At 65.5% G+C, this 16,746-nt stretch carries 20 protein-coding genes; 12 read left to right on the forward strand and 8 right to left on the reverse strand.

Annotated features, from left to right (window positions below):
• Window positions 1–77 precede the first annotated feature (77 nt).
• Together EI171_RS26565 and EI171_RS26570 are read left to right on the forward strand one after the other, a co-directional pair.
• Window positions 78–1,079, forward strand: a complete 1,002-nt coding sequence (locus tag EI171_RS26565) for a hypothetical protein (protein WP_161535104.1) — start codon at window positions 78–80, stop codon at window positions 1,077–1,079.
• A gap of 533 nt (window positions 1,080–1,612) precedes the next feature.
• Window positions 1,613–1,843 (forward strand): hypothetical protein, encoded by a 231-nt coding sequence (locus EI171_RS26570; protein WP_028171187.1) that lies wholly within the window; start codon window positions 1,613–1,615, stop codon window positions 1,841–1,843.
• 1 nt (window position 1,844) lies between these two features.
• On the opposite strand, the gene EI171_RS26575 is transcribed toward EI171_RS26570, so the two are convergent.
• Window positions 1,845–2,627 carry an SDR family NAD(P)-dependent oxidoreductase gene (locus EI171_RS26575; protein ID WP_161535105.1) on the reverse strand — a complete coding sequence of 261 codons (783 nt, stop codon included), beginning with the start codon at window positions 2,625–2,627 and terminating at the stop codon, window positions 1,845–1,847.
• Window positions 2,628–2,755: 128 nt separating this feature from the next.
• Here EI171_RS26575 and EI171_RS26580 point away from each other — a divergent pair, with 128 nt between their 5' ends.
• Window positions 2,756–3,148 carry a hypothetical protein gene (locus EI171_RS26580; RefSeq protein WP_011086989.1) on the forward strand — a complete coding sequence of 131 codons (393 nt, stop codon included), beginning with the start codon at window positions 2,756–2,758 and terminating at the stop codon, window positions 3,146–3,148.
• Window positions 3,149–3,240: 92 nt separating this feature from the next.
• Complete coding sequence (locus EI171_RS26585) at window positions 3,241–3,492, forward strand: hypothetical protein (RefSeq protein WP_028171185.1); 252 nt, start codon at window positions 3,241–3,243, stop codon at window positions 3,490–3,492.
• Between the two features lie 19 nt (window positions 3,493–3,511).
• Here EI171_RS26585 and EI171_RS26590 read toward each other — a convergent pair whose 3' ends face one another.
• From EI171_RS26590 to EI171_RS26610, 5 genes are all read right to left on the reverse strand, one after another.
• Window positions 3,512–3,697 (reverse strand): hypothetical protein, encoded by a 186-nt coding sequence (locus EI171_RS26590; RefSeq protein WP_161535106.1) that lies wholly within the window; start codon window positions 3,695–3,697, stop codon window positions 3,512–3,514.
• Window positions 3,698–3,875: 178 nt separating this feature from the next.
• Window positions 3,876–4,157 carry a cell division topological specificity factor MinE gene (gene minE, locus EI171_RS26595; RefSeq protein ID WP_011086986.1) on the reverse strand — a complete coding sequence of 94 codons (282 nt, stop codon included), beginning with the start codon at window positions 4,155–4,157 and terminating at the stop codon, window positions 3,876–3,878.
• Window positions 4,154–4,969 carry a septum site-determining protein MinD gene (gene minD / locus EI171_RS26600; protein ID WP_011086985.1) on the reverse strand — a complete coding sequence of 272 codons (816 nt, stop codon included), beginning with the start codon at window positions 4,967–4,969 and terminating at the stop codon, window positions 4,154–4,156. Before minD ends, minE begins: the two co-directional genes overlap by 4 nt.
• Before the next feature lie 21 nt (window positions 4,970–4,990).
• Window positions 4,991–5,686 (reverse strand): septum site-determining protein MinC, encoded by a 696-nt coding sequence (gene minC / locus EI171_RS26605; protein ID WP_011086984.1) that lies wholly within the window; start codon window positions 5,684–5,686, stop codon window positions 4,991–4,993.
• A 313-nt stretch (window positions 5,687–5,999) separates the two neighbouring features.
• Window positions 6,000–7,004, reverse strand: coding sequence for an ABC transporter substrate-binding protein (locus EI171_RS26610; protein ID WP_161535107.1), 1,005 nt, complete (start codon window positions 7,002–7,004; stop codon window positions 6,000–6,002).
• A 100-nt stretch (window positions 7,005–7,104) separates the two neighbouring features.
• On the opposite strand from EI171_RS26610, the gene EI171_RS26615 reads away from it, so the two are divergent.
• The 6 genes from EI171_RS26615 (at window position 7,105) to EI171_RS26640 (ending at window position 12,332) form a co-directional block, all read left to right on the forward strand.
• A complete protein-coding gene (locus tag EI171_RS26615) occupies window positions 7,105–7,752 on the forward strand; it encodes a TetR/AcrR family transcriptional regulator (RefSeq protein WP_011086982.1) in 648 nt (215 codons plus the stop codon).
• Between the two features lie 83 nt (window positions 7,753–7,835).
• Window positions 7,836–8,606 carry an ABC transporter permease gene (locus EI171_RS26620; RefSeq protein ID WP_161535108.1) on the forward strand — a complete coding sequence of 257 codons (771 nt, stop codon included), beginning with the start codon at window positions 7,836–7,838 and terminating at the stop codon, window positions 8,604–8,606.
• A 48-nt stretch (window positions 8,607–8,654) separates the two neighbouring features.
• A complete protein-coding gene (locus EI171_RS26625) occupies window positions 8,655–9,692 on the forward strand; it encodes an NAD(P)-dependent oxidoreductase (RefSeq protein WP_161535109.1) in 1,038 nt (345 codons plus the stop codon).
• Complete coding sequence (locus tag EI171_RS26630; protein WP_161535110.1) at window positions 9,679–10,500, forward strand: GNAT family N-acetyltransferase; 822 nt, start codon at window positions 9,679–9,681, stop codon at window positions 10,498–10,500. Before EI171_RS26625 ends, EI171_RS26630 begins: the two co-directional genes overlap by 14 nt.
• Before the next feature lie 6 nt (window positions 10,501–10,506).
• Window positions 10,507–11,562 carry a dihydrodipicolinate synthase family protein gene (locus tag EI171_RS26635; RefSeq protein ID WP_161535111.1) on the forward strand — a complete coding sequence of 352 codons (1,056 nt, stop codon included), beginning with the start codon at window positions 10,507–10,509 and terminating at the stop codon, window positions 11,560–11,562.
• Window positions 11,550–12,332: an ABC transporter ATP-binding protein gene (locus tag EI171_RS26640; RefSeq protein WP_161535112.1), complete on the forward strand. Its 783-nt coding sequence runs from the start codon at window positions 11,550–11,552 to the stop codon at window positions 12,330–12,332. Before EI171_RS26635 ends, EI171_RS26640 begins: the two co-directional genes overlap by 13 nt.
• Before the next feature lie 189 nt (window positions 12,333–12,521).
• Here the strand turns inward: EI171_RS26640 and EI171_RS26645 are convergent, their stop codons facing one another.
• Both EI171_RS26645 and EI171_RS26650 read right to left on the reverse strand, forming a co-directional pair.
• Window positions 12,522–13,613 (reverse strand): TRAP transporter substrate-binding protein, encoded by a 1,092-nt coding sequence (locus EI171_RS26645; RefSeq protein WP_011086976.1) that lies wholly within the window; start codon window positions 13,611–13,613, stop codon window positions 12,522–12,524.
• A gap of 102 nt (window positions 13,614–13,715) precedes the next feature.
• On the reverse strand, window positions 13,716–14,270 hold the full coding sequence (locus EI171_RS26650; RefSeq protein ID WP_028171175.1) for a MarR family winged helix-turn-helix transcriptional regulator: 555 nt from the start codon (window positions 14,268–14,270) through the stop codon (window positions 13,716–13,718).
• Window positions 14,271–14,514: 244 nt separating this feature from the next.
• Between EI171_RS26650 and EI171_RS26655 the strand changes: the two genes are divergently transcribed.
• Both EI171_RS26655 and EI171_RS26660 read left to right on the forward strand, forming a co-directional pair.
• Window positions 14,515–14,772 (forward strand): hypothetical protein, encoded by a 258-nt coding sequence (locus tag EI171_RS26655; protein WP_028171174.1) that lies wholly within the window; start codon window positions 14,515–14,517, stop codon window positions 14,770–14,772.
• The gene (locus tag EI171_RS26660) at window positions 14,769–16,625 is read left to right on the forward strand and encodes a tannase/feruloyl esterase family alpha/beta hydrolase (RefSeq protein ID WP_161535113.1); all 1,857 of its coding nucleotides are present in this window, start codon (window positions 14,769–14,771) and stop codon (window positions 16,623–16,625) included. The genes EI171_RS26655 and EI171_RS26660 overlap by 4 nt, the downstream gene beginning before the upstream one ends.
• Window positions 16,626–16,746: the final 121 nt, after the last annotated feature.

A 16,746-nucleotide genomic window follows, 5' to 3' on the forward strand; every position in this document is an offset into this window, starting at 1 on the left:
ATCAGACTTGGGATGGGGCTCACCTCAACAGATCGGCTCGCGCCAATGCGGACGACGAAGGCTTCAAAGGAGCTGCGATGCTCGCGATGCTGAACAGCAAGCAAATCGTCGATGAGATCGTGAAGGACACGGTCAAGGACAACGATCCGCACGACGCGGTTCAGATCTCGCCGGATATCGTGCTGGCCTCGCGCCCCGTCGGCGCTGCCCCCGCGCTGGCGCCTGACATCACGCCGCGTCCGGAGCCGAAATTCGCGCCCGGGCCCAGAATCAATCCGGAGCCGAAGTTCAGCCCTGTTGTGGAGCCGCAGCCGGCGGCGCCCTCGGTCGACACCACGGTGCGCGTAACCGCCGGCGACGGTCACGGCCGGCAGAAGCGATCCGCCGCCGGCAAGTGGCTGCGCGGCGCTTTCGTCACGTTTCTCTTCGCGGGCGGCAGCGCGGCTGCCACCATCGCCTGGGAGAGGCACGGCGACGTGGCGAGGCAAATGCTCGCCGACTGGAAACCCGTATTGGCGTCGCTGATGCCTTCGACGTCACAGACGGCGCCGGTCGCCGCTGCGCAGTCCGCCCCGCCCGCGGCGGAAGCTGCAACCGATCAAACAGCCGACCAATCCCCGACGCCGGCAGCGACTCAGTCGGCGTCTGCGGCCGTGCCCGCAGCAGCGCCGCCCGAAGCAGCTCAGTCGGTGCAATCGATGACGCGGGATCTTGCCGCGATGGCGCAGCAGATCGAGCAGCTCAAGGCCAACATCGCCGAGTTGAAGGCCGGACAGGAGCAGATGGCGCGCGAGATGGCGAAGCCGTCCGCACCGAAGCCGATGGCTGCGACGATGCCGGTCGATCCACGCGCGCGCGTTTCCGCGCTACCGCCGCGGCCTCCGGCTCCACCGGTTCGCAAGCCGAAGCCGGCCGTGACGCAGACCTACATGCCGGCGTATTCGCCCGCACCGGTCGCGTCTCCGCCGCCGCCGTCACAGGCTGCCGCGGTCCCACCGCCGGTCGCGCCGGCCGCCACGACACAAGCCGTTGCCGATGACGATGGACCCGTCGTGCGTCCGCCAATGCCGCTGCGCTAGAGCGTTTTCGAGCGAAGTGGATACCGGTTCGCGTAAAGAAAACGCGTCAAAACAAGAATCTAGAGCCTTTCCCGTTCCGATTCCATCGGAACGGGAAAGGCTCTAGACCAACGCCGGGCGATCGCACAGCATCGGTAACGCAGCGTCGCTGCAAGCTGTCCGACTCGATGCGATGCGTTGAGTCCGGGCCACTACGGAGATCGATGCTTCGATCGTCTTACGACGAACGAATAGGCCAAGAGAGAAAAGGCCGTCGGGATCTATGCCGACGGCCTTCTCTTGCAACTGCCGGTTCCCGGAGCCCGGTTCTGTTGCAATTCCATGCCTCATGATCACGCTGACATATTTAATAAAATCTTAACGCTCCTGCATGCTGCACATCATTTCTGCGCCATAAGCACAGAGATTGCGCGCTTCATTCATTCGATAAAGATCGACTCAGTGGTACCATCCGGGATGTGTTGAGACTTCCGTTGAAGACTTGTTTTCCAGACTTGTCGTCGAGACTTGGGTCGTAACACCGGGGAATTCGGATGCCTTACTACTACTTCGATCTTGTGGTTGGTGAAGAGTTCAAGAACCAGGGCGGAATCATCCTCGAGGATATCGAGGTCGCCTCCGATCGCGCCCACCAACTGGCCAACGAGCTGTCGCAGGTGAAGCCGGAGCTTCAGCAAAAGGGTTGCGCGGTGCGCGTCACCGACCGCGATCACAACGAGCTCTATCGCACGCCGCTCGATCCCGTGCCGGCCTGGCAGCGCTAGGCTACTCCAGCACCGGCGCCTCGAACCAGTTCGTCAGCGACAATCCACCGTCGACGACGAAGGCCGCGCCGGTGACGTAAGCGGAGAGCTTGTTCGACAGCACCGCGAGCGCCATCGGTGCGAGGTCTTTTGCCTCGCCCAGACGCCCGAGCGGGATGTGCCGCGCCAGCGAGGCATCCGCGACGAAACCGCCGGCAGCGATCGCACCGGGCACCAGCGCGTTGACGCGAATGTTGTGGCGCCCGAACGCCTTCGCGAGCTCCTTCACCAGCATCGCCATCCCCGCCTTCGCCGTCGAGTAATGCGGCAGGTTACGCGGCGTGCCCGCATGCAGCGAGGTGAGGAACAGGAACGAGCCGGGCCGCTTCGCCGCGATCAGCCGCTTGGCGATCTCGCGCGCCAGGTGAAAACCCGCATCGAGGTTGACGGCGTGCATCTCCTGCCAGGTCCTGCGATCCACCGCGAGCGCATGATCGGCCTCGCGTCGCGGCGGCGAAGCGCTATGCACGAAATGCGTCACCTCGCCCAGCGCGGCGTGTGAGGCGGCAAGCAGCGCATCGCAGGCATCGAGCCTCGCGAGATCGCCGACCCAGGGCACCGCGTGTCCAGGCCTCTCGCTCGCGCCGATCGCGGCACTGACCCGCTCCGCACTCACGTCGGCGAACACGGTCCGGACGCCCTCGCCGACCAGCGCCTGCGCGATCGCGCGGCCGATGCCGTTGCCCGCGCCGGTGACGAGCGCCGTGTCGGTTGCGGGATCGAACGGCGCGCTGAACAGGCTCATGTCGCTCTCCGGGTCCGGGAGCAGCCAATCTAGCGCACCGCACGGAGACGCGACAATTGCGTCCCGGCGCCATTGCGGAGCGGCGCGCCGGACGCTAGCCTCCCAAAAAAATCGAGGAGGTACCAAGGATGCGCTATGGTTTTCTGATGACGGGCCTTTTGCTGCTTGCCGCGCCGGCACAGGCGGGCGACGCGCCGCCACGTTCGACCTATGTGACGATGGTCTTGCAGGCCTTCGCCGCCAAGGTCGAGTGCCCCAACACGGATCTCGTCTATCAGGACCTCGTGCAGAAGGCGCAGCAGATGCAGCTGCCCGACGGCACCACCGAGAAGGTGCGCAAGGCGATCGCCTGGATGCACACCGGCGGCAAGATGGGCGAGAAGCAGGACGACGAGCTGATGGCCGAGGTCGCGGTGGCGACGCAGGCGACCGATATGGACCAGCGCCGCCTTGGCATGCCCGGCTGGTGCGAGGCCCAGAAGACCAACCTCGCCGGCCTGATCCGCAGCAAGGGCGGCTAGAGCGTTAAGCACGCCGCGGCGGAACCGCCGCCGCGGCCAATAATCGTCACAATCCTCGCCAGCATGCGGGCCGCTTCGAACAGGAGATCCCTATGCGGATGGCTCATTTCGTCTTCGCCGGCGCCCTCGCGATCAGTGCCGTGCTGACCGCCCCGGCCTTTGCGAAGAATACCGACGCCCAGAAGGGCGAGGACAAATCGACCTCCTCGTCGTCCTGTAGCGCCTATCAGCAGGCGCCCGACGGTTCGTGGGAGCAGCTTTCCTGCAAGGAAACGAACGAGCGCGGCCAGCCGCAGACGCAACATCGCGCCCCGGCACAGGGAGCCGATCACGAAGAGCGCTGACTGTTCCCGTTCCCCATGGTCAGCTCTGGTGCGGCCCACGGATGACCTTCATGGCATCCTCGATGTGACGCCATTCCTTGGCCTCATCGGCCTCGCCGCGGCCCTCGCAGGCCAGGGCCTGCTCGGCGGCCTTCGCAATCGCAGCAAAGCCGTGCCGTTCGAGCATCTGGCGTGCGACGGTGTGGACCTGGAGCTCCGACATCATGGGTGCTCTCCCGTTTGATGAAACCGCGATGCACGCTTGGTGGAGCCGCGGATTTCCTACAACGATCAAGTCGCGGGTCTCGTTCCGATCACCCGCAGCAACGATAAAAGGCGGCCCGCCATGCCCGGCGGACCGCCTTCTCACCCACCCCAAAACCTGATGTCGTCGGCCGCGTCCCCTACGCGACCGCCACGCGCTTGCGCTCGAGATCGTTTGGCACCTCGATATCGACCTCCAGGGTCGACACCTCGTCGCCGCGCTCGAGCCGCACGATGACCTTGGTCGGATCCAGCGTGACGTGCTTGGACACGACGGCGAGAATTTCCTCACGCAGCACGCCGAGCAGGTCGGGCTGGCCGCGCATTCCGCGTTCATGCGCGAGCAGAATCTGCAACCGTTCGCGTGCGACGGGTGCAGAAGCCTTGTTGCCGCGGAGAAGTCGGAGCAGACCCATGCTCATGCAGCCCTCCGTCGCAGCAGACGATCCATGAAGCCCTTGCGCTCCGACGGCACCTGCATGGCGACGGTCTCGCCGCACAGCCGCCGCGCCGCATCGATATAGGCCCGTGCGGGTGCGCCGTCCGCGTTCGACAGCGTCACCGGCGTGCCGACGTTGGAGGCCTTCAACACGTCCTGGCTCTCGGGAATGATGCCGAGCAAGGGCGTTGCCAGGATTTCGAGGATGTCGTCGATGGTCAACATCTCGCCGCGCGCCGCGCGGGAGGCATCATAGCGGGTGATGAGAATGTGCTTCTCGACCCGCTCGCCCTTCTCGGCCCGCACCGTCTTGGAATCGAGCATGCCGATGATGCGATCGGAATCGCGCACCGAGGACACTTCCGGATTGGTGACGATCACGGCCTCGTCGGCAAAGCGCATCGCCATGGAGGCGCCGCGCTCGATGCCGGCCGGGCTGTCGCAGATCACCCAGTCGAAGCGGCCGCGCAAATCGTCGATGACCTTGCCGACGCCCTCTTCCGTCAACGCGTCCTTGTCGCGGGTCTGCGAGGCCGGCAGCAGCCAGAGATTCTCCAGCCGCTTGTCGCGGATCAGCGCCTGCGGCAGCTTTGCCACCCCCTGCACCACGTTGATGAGGTCGAACACCACGCGGCGTTCGGCGCCCATGACGAGATCGAGATTGCGCAGGCCGACGTCGAAATCGACGACGACGACCTTGTCGCCGCGCTGCGCCAGCGCAGCCCCCAGCGCGGCGGTCGTCGTGGTCTTGCCGACCCCGCCCTTTCCTGATGTCACGACCAGTACCTTACTCATCTGAAATGTCTCCTTTGCTGGTCAGTTCAGTGCTGTAATTCGCATGGTATTCCCCTGCAGCCAGGCCTGCGCCGGCTTGCCGCGCAAGGCGGCATCGATGTCGTCCGCAGTCTGGTAAAACCCATCAATTGCAAGCAGTTCGGCCTCGATCTTCTGGCAATAGATGCGGGCGCTCGTGTGCCCGTTAACCCCCGCCATGGCCCGGCCGCGCAGCGCGCCGTAGACGTGTATGGAGCCGCCGGCGACGACCTCGGCGCCGGAGCCGACGGAGCCGAGAATGGTGACGTCGCCTTCGGGGAAGATCACGGTCTGGCCCGAGCGCACGGGGTTTTCGAGCAGGAGCGAGGTTGGCTTGGCTTCCGCCTTCTCGACCTTCTTTGGCGCGCTCGGCTCGACTACGCAGCTGCGCCCGCCCGAGAGCAGCGGCGGCATCATGGGGGTCAGCCGGCCCTCCTCCACGCCCTCGATCCCGAGCACGCGGATGTTGCGGTCCTGAAGGCTGGTGAGCAGATGATTGATGCCGGACTGGCTGAGATCGACCGAGGACAGGTCGATCACCACGGGCCGGCCGGCGAAGAAGCCCGGCGAACGGGCGATGGTGGCGTCGATCTCCTGGAGCCAGTCCAGGATCGGAACCGTCGGCACGAACACGAAGGCCACGTAGGAGCGCCCGCGCAGGCGCACCATTTGGCGTTGGACTTTTGCTGCAGCCTCCATCGGCCGACTCGTTCCCTGTTATTGAATGGTTAACGATGCGGCGGATGTGGTTAACGGCCGGTTAATTTCTCCGTGGGGTTACATGAGTTGGGTGTGGGTCTCGGGCGGCTCGTCCGCACGGGACAGCCGCCGTGACCTCCGGTGTCGTCCTGGCGAAGGCCAGGACCCATACCGCGGAATCCATCGATTACGGACGGTGGGAGTACCGAACGACGAGTCTTCGCCAAACGACGTCTTGGGGTAATCGCGGCGAGCGCGAGCGCTCAGCGCGGGGGTCCTGGCTTTCGCCAAGACGACGATATGGAAGCCCCCCCTACTTCTTCACCTTGCTCGCATCCATCTTGATGGCGGGATCCAGCATCTTGGTCGTGAACGCCGTCGTCACGTCGAACGGCTTCTCCATGCCGAGATAGGTCTGGACCAGTTCGTAGTCCTTCTTCATCCGCTCGCCGTCGATCCAGCCGAGGCTCTTCGTCGTCGTGAACTCGTCCGTCATCAGGAACTTGATGCGCTCCCACTGGCGCTCCTGGTTCTCCTTGTCGAGGCCGGAGACCTGGTCGAGCAGCGCCTTCAGGCACGGGGTGACGTCGGCGACGCAGGCTGCAAGGGCCTTCTGCGTGACGCGAACGAAATCCTCGACCACCTTCGGGTTCTTCTGCAAGTAAGCACCGTTGACGATCAGCGAGTTGCCGTAAGGGTTGAGCCCGATGTCCTTCCAGTTGACGTAGCCGAGGTCCTGGCCGAACTCGATCGCCTTCACATCGTGCTCATTGTAGAAGTCGCTGATGATGTCGACGGTGTGGCTCTTCAGCGCCGCGACCTTCGCGGTGGGCCCGATATTGACGAAGCCGACCGCATCAGGCGCAAGGCCTGCGGCCTTCGCAAACGCCGGCCACATCACGCGCGAGGCGTCCCCGGGCGGATTGCCGATCTTGTGGCCGGCGAAATCCTTCACCCCGTTCACGCCGTAGCTCTTCAGCCAGTAGAAGGTCTGGCCGGTGTTGGCATAGACGCTCATCACCGCGACCGTGTCGGCGCCCTTGCTCTTGGCCACCAGCATGGTGGCGAGGTCGGCGACGCCGAACGGCGAGCCGCCCGAGCCGACCTTGGCGGCGGAGACGCCGGAGCCCTTGCCGGTCTCGATGGTGAGGTCGATGCCGGCCTTCTCGTACCAGCCTTGCGCCTTCGCGTAATAATAGGGCGAATGGTCGGCCGTGGGCGTCCAGTTCAGGATCAGGTTCACCGCCTCGCCCGCGTTCGCGGGCATGCCCGCCAAGCCGAGCATCAGGGTCACAACCGCCGCCTGCAAACGCTTCATCGCTTGTCTCCTCATTGCCGCGACCCGGCTTGTCGCTCTCCCCATGTGAGGCTACCAATGCAACAAGTCCGCCCTCCAATTGTCAACTGTTTGGTTGGAAATGCCCGCAAAACGATCTGGCGACACCGTGCCGCAGCGGCGCGACCCGGTCGCCACCCGCAAGAAGCTGCTGACCGCGGCGCGCCTGGAGTTCGCCCGGCACGGCCTTGCGGGCGCCCGCGTCGACGAGATCGCCGAGCGCGCCGGCGTCAACAAGCAGCTCGTCTACCACTACTTCGGCGACAAGGACGCGCTCTACCTCGCCGTGCTCGAATGGGTCTATGAGGACATCCGCGAGCAGGAGCGCAGGCTCAATCTGGAAGGCCTGCCGCCCGACAAGGCGATCCGCCGGCTGATCGAAGCCTCGTTCGACCACCTGGCGGCAAACCCTGATTTCATCGTGCTTCTGAACGACGAGAACCGCGGCGGTGCCCGTCATGTCCGCGGGTCCACGCGGCTGGAGGCGATGCATTCCCCGCTGGTGAAAAGCGTCTCCCACATCCTCCATGAGGGCGTGCGTTGCGGGCTGTTCCGCAAAGGGATCGACCCCGTCCAGCTTTACATCTCCATCGCGGGCCTCAGCTATTTCTTCTTCTCCAACACGCCGACGCTGTCGGCGATCTTCGGCAAGGACCTGTCGAGCCGCGCTCAGCGCCGTGCCCGGCGCAGGCATGTCGTCGATCTGGTGCTCCAGTCGCTCCGGCCATAATCAACCAGATGGTTGAAACTTGCCCCGGGGACGGTTAGGCTTGCCGTCGTGGCGGAGAGGCCACGAGCAACGGGGAGCGAAAGGTGGCAGGTGACGGAGCAGGCCCGGCCCGCAACTTTGCGATCATCCTGATCGTGCACCTCGCCGTGCTCGTGCTGTGGCAGGTCGCGGTCGATGCCTTCCACGTGCCGAAATTCATCCTGCCCTCACCGCTCGCGACCGTGCAGACACTGGGAACCGCGAGCTACGCCTGGGGCTCCAACACGCTGGTGACGGCGATCGAGATCCTCGGCGGCTTCGCACTCGGCGCATTCGTCGGCATCACCCTCGCGGTGATCTTCAGCTGGGCGCCGCTGGTCAGCATGGTGCTGCTGCCGCTGTTCGTGACGCTGAACATGATCCCGAAGGTTGCGCTCGGCCCGCTTCTGATCGTCTGGTTCTCCTACGGCATCGTGCCGAACATCCTGATCGCCTTCAGCATCTGCTTCTTCCCGATCCTGCTCACCACCGCCCGCGGCCTGCGCGAGGTCGAACCGGATCTGCTCGATCTCGTCAAATCGCTGCGCGGCTCGCGCTGGACGCTGTTCCGCAAGATCCAGCTGCCGGGATCGCTGCCTTACGTGTTCTCCGGCATGAAGGTCGGCGCCATCCTGGCGGTCGCCGGCGCCATCGTCGGCGAGTTCATCGCCTCCGAGCGCGGGCTCGGCTACCTCATGATCCAGGTGCAGTCCTCGCTCGACACCCCAGCGATGGTGATGGCCGTGGTGCTGCTGACGCTGCTCGGCGTCGCCCTCTACGGCCTCGTGCTCGCCCTCGAGCGCATGTTCGTGGTCGGCGATGCAAGACAGACTTGATAACGGCAGACCTGAAAACGGAAAACCTGACTGACCAAGGACCGACCGATGCTCCTCACCCGCCAGACGCTGCCGAAGACCATTCCTGACATCGCCGCGCTCGACGATCTCCTGTGCCGGCCGACCCAGGCGCTGATCGACGACCTCAACAAGGTCGAGGGCGACATCATGATCCTCGGCGTCGCCGGCAAGATGGGCCCGACGCTGGCGGGGCTCGCCAAAGCCGCCGCGCCGAATCGCCGCGTCATCGGCGTCGCGCGCTTCAGCGAGGCGGGCGTCAAGGACTGGCTGCATCGGCGCGGCGTCGAGACGATCAATTGCGACCTGCTCGACGAGGCCGCGATCAACGCGCTGCCGAAGGCGCCCAACATCGTCTTCATGGCCGGCCGCAAGTTCGGCGCCGAGGGCGATCTGTCGCTGACATGGGCGATGAACGCGCATGTCCCGGCCCTTGTCGCGCAGGCCTTTCCGTCGTCGCGGATCGTGGCGTTCTCGACCGGCTGCGTCTATCCCTTCGTGCCGGTCGACGGCAAAGGCGCGACCGAGGACATGGCGCCAAATCCGCCCGGCGAATACGCCCAGTCCTGCGTCGGCCGCGAGCGCATGTTCGAGTATTTTTCGCGCAAGTTTTCGACGCCGGGCCGGCTGTTCCGGCTCAATTACGCGATCGACATGCGCTATGGCGTGCTGCACGACATCGCCACCAAGGTCCTCACCGGCACGCCGATCGACGTCAGCCTGGGCCATGTCAATTTCATCTGGCAGGGCGATGCGTCCGCGCAGGCGCTGCGCTGCCTCGCCCATTGCACGGCGCCGACCTCGCCGATCAATGTCAGCGGTCACGAGATCCTGGCGGTGCGCGATCTCGCGGCGAAATTCGGCGCAAGGTTCGGCCGCGCCCCGATGCTGACCGGCGAGGAGGAGCCGACGGCGTGGCTGACCGACACCTCGCAGGCGGTCGAGCTATTCGGCCTGCCGGTCGTCGACACCGAGCAGTTGATTGCCTGGACCGCCGACTGGGTGTCCCGCGCCATGCCGAGCCTCGGCAAGCCCACCAAATACGAGGTGCGCGATGGCCGCTACTGACACCCCGCCCATCATCAAGCTCGGCGTGAACGATGCCATCGCCGGGCTCGTGCTGTCGGTCGAGGCGCACTGGAACCAGACCGAAGAGGACTGGCGCATTTTCCTGCGCGACGGCGTCGTGTTCGGCATTCGCGATGGCATGCGGCTGGTCGCGACAGCGGCACTGCTGCCCTATTCCGGCAGCAACGCCTGGATCAGCATGGTGCTCGTATCAGGCACGCATCGCCGCCGTGGCCTTGCGACGCGCCTCGTCGACGCCTGCCTGGAGACGGCGCGCAGGAACGGCCTGACCAGCTGGCTCGACGCGACCCCCGACGGTGCTGCCGTGTACGGGCCGCTCGGCTTCACGCCGACCCTGCAATTACGGCGGCTGAAATTGGTCAATTCAGCGCAAGCGTCGGCGCGACCGCCTTCGGCCGCGACGCTTGACGCGCTTTGTGCGCGGGACCGGCGGGTCACCGGCTTCGACCGAACGACCCTCCTGACCGCCTTCGCACGGCGCTCCGCCTCGCGGATCGTCGCAGCGAATGGATGCATCGCGCTGGTCCGCGACGGCAGAACCGCGCGCCACATCGGTCCCTTGTTTGCAGATCATGCCGTCGAAGCGCTGGCCCTGGTCCAGGCGATCGCGCGATCCGAGACCCGCCCCCTCCTGCTCGACGCCGTCGCCTCGCAAGGCGCGTTCTTGGAAGGATTGACCGCCTCGGGCTGGACCGTCGAACGGCCGTTCCAGCGCATGCGCTTCGGCCCTGCCACCACTGCCGCCGAGGAAATGCCATTCGCCGTCGCCGGCCCTGAATTTGGATAGGACATCATGCACCACAGCCAGATCAATGCCGACGTTCGCAAGCTGATCGCCGACGGCACCGTGCTGCCGGCGCACCCTCTCGCGCTCACCGCCGAACGAAAGCTCGACAAGAAGCATCAGCGCGCGCTGACGCGCTACTACATCGACGCCGGCGCCGGCGGCCTTGCGGTCGGCGTGCACACGACGCAGTTCGCGATCCGCGACGTCGGCCTCTACCGTCCCGTGCTGGAGCTCGCCGCCGAGACCGCCGCGAGCTGGACCAGGCGTCCGCTGGCGATGGTCGCGGGACTTGCCGGTCCGACCAGACAGGCAACCGCTGAAGCGCGCACCGCGCGCGACATCGGCTACCACGCCGGCCTGCTCAGCCTTGCCGCGATGAAGAGCGCCTCCGAGGACGAGATTATCGCGCACTGCACCGCGGTCGCCGCCGAAATTCCGTTGGTCGGCTTCTATCTCCAGCCGGCCGTCGGCGGCGTCATCCTGTCGAGCCAATTCTGGCAACGCTTTGCCTCGATCGACAATGTGATCGCGATCAAGATCGCGCCGTTCAACCGCTACCGCACGCTCGACGTGCTGCGCGGCGTGGCAGCGGCAGGCGCGCTCGACCGCGTCGCGCTCTACACCGGCAATGATGACCATATCCTGCTCGATCTCATGCTGCCGTTCGACCTGCGCGACAACGGCGTCACCACGCGCACCTATTTCAAGGGCGGACTGCTCGGCCATTGGTCGGTGTGGACGGCGAGCGCCATCAAGCAATTCGATCGCTGCAAGGCGGCGCGGCACAAGGACAGCGTGCCGGCCGACCTGCTCGCGCTCGATGCCCGCGTCACCGATTGCAACAGCGCCTTCTTCGACGTCGCCAACAATTTCCACGGCTGCATCGCCGGCTGCCACGAGATCCTGCGGCGTCAGGGCCTGATGCAGGGGCTGTGGTGCCTCGATCCGGCCGAGGGCCTCAGCCCCGGCCAAAAGGAGGAGATCGACCGCGTCTGCCGCGAGCACGCCGACCTCAGCGACTATGACTTCGTGGCCACCAACCTCAGCAAATGGCTGGCATGACGGACGAGCCCTTCATCAGCCTGCGCGGCGTCCGGAAAGTCTACCGCAGCGGCGGCGCGGAGTTTCTCGCCGTCTCCGACGTCACCATGGACGTGCAGGAAGGCGAGCTGGTCTCGCTGGTCGGCCCGTCCGGCTGCGGCAAGACCACGGTGATGAAGATTTTGGCGGGCCTGCACGGCGCCGACGGCGGCACCGTGAAGATCGGCAGCGCCAGGAGCCCGTTCGATCCGACCCGCGACATCGGCATGGTATTCCAGCAGGCGCTGCTGCTGAAATGGCGCACGATCCTGGACAACGTGCTGCTGCCGGCCGAGATCGTGGGGCTACCGATGAAAGCCGCGCGCGAGCGGGCGCGCGACTTGCTCAACCTCGTCGGGCTTGCCGGCTACGAGCAGAAATATCCGCAGCAGCTGTCAGGCGGCATGCAGCAGCGCACCGCCATCGCGCGGGCCTTCATCCACGATCCCAAGCTGATCCTGATGGACGAGCCGTTCGGCGCGCTGGACGCCTTGACGCGCGAGCAGATGAACCTGGAGATGCTGCGGATCTGGCGCGAGAGCGGCAAGACCATCATCTTCGTCACGCATTCGATCCAGGAAGCGGTGTTCCTGTCCTCGCATTGCGCCGTGCTGACCGCGGGCCCGGCGAAGATGGCCGACTACTTCCCGATCGACCTGCCCTTCCCGCGCGACCTTCCGCTCAAGACAACGGATGCGTTCGGTGCCTATGCGCGGCGCATCTACGCAAAGCTCGGGCTGGGCGCGGCGTAGACCGCTCCCTCCGCAGTCATTCCGGGGCGCGACGAAGTCGCGAGCCCGGAATCCATCGGGCGGCAAGACACGCGGTGAAATGGATTCTCAGATGCGCAATTGCGCATCATAGCTCCCGCCAAGAGGCGCGCCCCGGAATGACAGTGTCCTTCGGAGCACGCCTGAAAACACCGCGCCCTCTTGCTGCAATCAGGTCTTGTTGCGCATCTTGCTGAGCAAATAGTTGTCGTAGAAGTTTTCCGCGATCTGCGTGTAGAACAGCAGCTCCTTCATATACGCGTCGTGGCTCTCCTTGGTCCGCTTGAACAGGTCGCTCTTGGCCGCGAGCTCGTTCAGGTGCTCCTGGGTCGCGTTGTAGCAAGCCTCCAGCACCGGCTGCGGGAACGCCTTCAGCTCGGCGCCGTTGGCGATCAGCCGCTTCAGCGCCGCCGGGTTCACGCTGTCGTACTTCTCGAGCATCCAGGCGCCGGCCGCAGAGGCGGCCTGGTTGACGATGGCCTGGTAGTGCTTGGGCAGCGAAGCCCACTTCTCGTCATTGACGATCATGTGCAGCATGGCGCCGCCTTCCCACCAGCCGGGGAAGTAGTAGTATTTGGCCACCTTCTGGAAGCCGAGCTTCTCGTCGTCATAGGGACCGACGAATTCGGCGGCGTCGATCGAGCCCTTCTCCAGGGCCGAATAGACGTCGCCGCCGGCGAGCTGCTGCGGCACGATGCCGAGGCGCGCCAGCACATGGCCGCCCATGCCGGCGATGCGGAATTTGAGGCCCTTGAGATCGTCGACGGTCTTGATCTCCTTGCGGAACCAGCCGCCCATCTGGGTGCCGGAGTTGCCGCAGAGGATCGCATGCGCCTTGAACGGCTTCAGCGCCTCGTTGGCGAGATCGGCGCCGCCGCCGAAATACCACCAGGACTCCTGATGGCGATGGTTCATGCCGAACGGCGCGCCGGTGGCATAGGCCAGCGCCGGCTCCTTGCCGATGTAGAAGTAGAGCGGCGTCTGCGCCATCTCGACGGAGGCCGCGCTGACGGCGTCGAGCGCCTGCAAACCGGGGACGAGCTCACCGGCCGCAAAGGTCTGGATCTGGAATTTGTTGTCGGTGGCGTCAGCGACGTATTTCGCGAAGGTCTGCGCCGTGCCGTAGATCGTGTCGAGCGATTTCGGGAAGCTCGAGGTCAGGCGCCATTTGATCTCGGGCGCGCCTTGCGCAATCGCAGGTGCAGCAACCAGCGTCGTCGCGCCGGCGACCGCGCCACCCTGGAGGAATGTACGGCGTTTCATGATGGGGTCTCTCCCTAAAGCAAGGCTTCAAATGGATGGCCTGGGCCACGGTCCTCGCAGACCGTTTGCCCGTTCCCGTCGCCGAGTTCAAGGTGTTCCGGATCAAGTGTCCTGGAGGAAGATCGACAGCGCTCGCTGCAATTCCTTGTACGCGCGCGGCCCGATCTTGGCCGCGAGGGTCTTCTCGCTTTCGGCGATCGACGGCCGCAAGCGGCCGAGGAGCGCGGCGCCGGTCTGGGTCACATACAGCACGTAGTAGCGGCGGTTGACGGCGGAGGCCGAGCGCTGCACCAGCCCGCGCCGCTCCAGATGATCCACCAGCCGCCCGAGCCCCGCCCGCTCGATCGACAAGGATTGCGCGATGGCAAGCTGATTGACGCCGGGATTGGCTTCGATCACCGACAACACGGAGAACTGCGCCGGACTGATGTCGAAGGCGGCCAGCCGCCGGCTGACATCCCTGAACACCCAGAGCTGGGCCCGCCGGATGCGATAGCCGAGTGAACGGGACAGATCGTCCGAGGCAAGCAGCTTTGGCCGGGCGGGCTTTCCGGCCGGCGCGGCACGCGAGGCGGATCGCGCCGGCTTTGCAACCTGCGCCCTGCGCGACGCTCCCTTCGGGGATCGCTTCCTGACGCCAGCCTTCTCCGGCTCCATCGACGACCATCTTTCACAAGCCGGCGCGGCGGCATCCGCCCGGTGGTCCGGGATTCGAACGCCAAGTCTATCGCAGCGGACCGGGATCGAGAAGCCGCGCGGCGTCGCGCCTTGCCGATGCAGCTTCTACGACAGGTTGCACCGCGGACTCGCGTGTTGCGTCATGTTGACACGGCAACATCGCTTGCCTAAGGATCAAGAAAACCTGCCGTCACACGAGCAGGCTTCAGGGGAGCTAACGTCGGTGCCTGCATCAGGGAACGGCGACGATCCGCATGCCATCGCGCATCGCGGCGACACGATTGCGGCCGTCGGCGCATTGCGTTCCGCGCGCTGCGATCCGCATCGCGAAGCTCCCCGGCCTCCCGACGACCAGGACGTCCCGACCGACAGCGACATCGCTTGCAGCCTTGACGACGCCTGCCGCAACGGCCGGCGCCGCACGATGTCGCGTGGACGACCGCTGCTTTCGACAATCATCAAGCTGGAGGGCATGACATGAAACGATTACTTCTCGCCTCGACCATTGTTGCCGGTTGGACGGCTTTCGGCCCGCAGGCAATGGCCCACGGCCTGCCGCCGAGTGGTGTTGCCCCGCGCGCGTCCTGCACGGCCCTCACCGGCCTCACGCTGCCGAACACGCAGATCCTGAGCGCGACCCAGAAGGCGGGCTACTGCAACGTGATCGGCATCATCAACAAGCGCGTCTCGACGCAGGACCCCGATCATTTCACTTACGGGATCGGCTTCGCGCTCAATCTGCCCGATACCTGGCATGGCCGTTTCGAGATGATGGGCGGCGGCGGCACCGACGGCAGCCTCCAGGCCGATCCGCAGGGCGCCGCCGGCGTCGAGCTCGGTCAGGGCTGGGCCGTGGCCGCCGACGACGGCGGGCATGAAGACAACGCCAGCAATCCGGTCGGCGGACATCAGGACGACGATGCCAATGCCGGAGGCTCCGCGCATTTCGCGATCGACGCCCAGGCGCGCAGGGACTACGGCTACAACGGCATCGAAAAGACCGCGACGATCTCGAAGCAGATCATCTCCTATTACTACGGCCTCGACACCGTCTATTCCTACATCATGGGCTGCTCGAACGGCGGACGTGACGCCATGATGGCGTCGCAGCGCTTCCCCTGGCTGTTCGACGGCGTGATCTCGCAAAATCCCGGCTTCAGCCTGCCACAGGCGGCCCTTGCGGAAGCCTGGAACGAGCAGGTGCTCGGCACGCTCGCCACCAGCAAGGACGTCAACGGACAGCCCTTCATTCCCGACACGTTTCCGGTGCAGGATCTCCAGGTGGCCTCGGCCGCGATCCTGAGCGCCTGCGACGCGCTCGACGGGCTGGTCGACGGCATCGTCGACAATTATCACGCCTGCACGGCGAAGAAGGTGTATCCGGCGCTCGCCAGCTACACCTGCGGCACCGGCTCGCACGGCAGCACGCCGCATGGCGGCACGTGCCTGACCGGCGCACAGGTGGACGCGCTGAAGAAAATCTATGCCGGGCCGGTCAATTCCCGCGGCCAACGGCTCTATTCGAACTGGTTCTGGGATGCCGGCATCTGGACGCCGCCCACCGCGCCCGGCGCGGGCTGGCAACTATGGAACGTCGTCACCGCGCCGGTGCCGAACGTCAACACCGCGATCAACCTGACGCTCGGCGCAGGCGCGATCCCGATGATCTTCCAGACCCCGCCCGTCGTCACGCCCGTCAACGGGCCGAACGGCCAGGAAGCCTTCGTGTTCCGCTTCAACTTCGACACCGACGCGCCGAAGATCTTCGCGAAGACGCAAGCCTATCCTGAAAGCAGCATGGACTTCATGGCCGCGGTCTCGACCGACCTGCGGCCGTTCAGGGCGCGCGGCGGCAAGCTGATCGTCTCCTCCTCCGTCAATGACGGCATTTTCTCCGGTGCTGCCATCGCCCGCTGGTATCGCAACATGGACAGGCGCATGAACGGGCGCGCGACCGACTTCGCGCGGCTGTTCATGGTGCCGAACATGGCCCATTGCGGCGGCGGTGCGGCCACCGCGAGCTTCGCGCAGAACGAGGTCAAGGCCATCACCGACTGGGTCGAGAAAGGCATCGCGCCTGAACGCATTGTCGCGACCAATACCAACGCCACCTCGCCCTACCCGACCGGCGGACTTTTTGATCCGCGCATTGCGATGAACTTCCCGGCCAGCGGCACGAGGCCGCTATGCGTCTATCCGAAGATCGCGGCCTACAAGGGCAGCGGCATGACCAACGACGCCGGCAATTTCGCCTGCATCGACCCCGGCTTCAGGCCGGGCGGCGACCACGACTTCCATGATGACGACGATGGGCATGGCGACGGCAGGCACTGATCGTCCTGCTTCCTCTCGTGCCCCGGACGCAGCGCAGCGTCTCCCTCGCGATGCGAAGCATCGTCGAGCGCGATGCGCTGCAGAGCCGGGGCCCATCTATCCGCCATGCCGAGTGGCCATC

It is taken from the genome of Bradyrhizobium sp. LCT2 (assembly GCF_009931255.1).
Classification (GTDB): Bacteria; Pseudomonadota; Alphaproteobacteria; order Rhizobiales; family Xanthobacteraceae; genus Bradyrhizobium; species Bradyrhizobium diazoefficiens.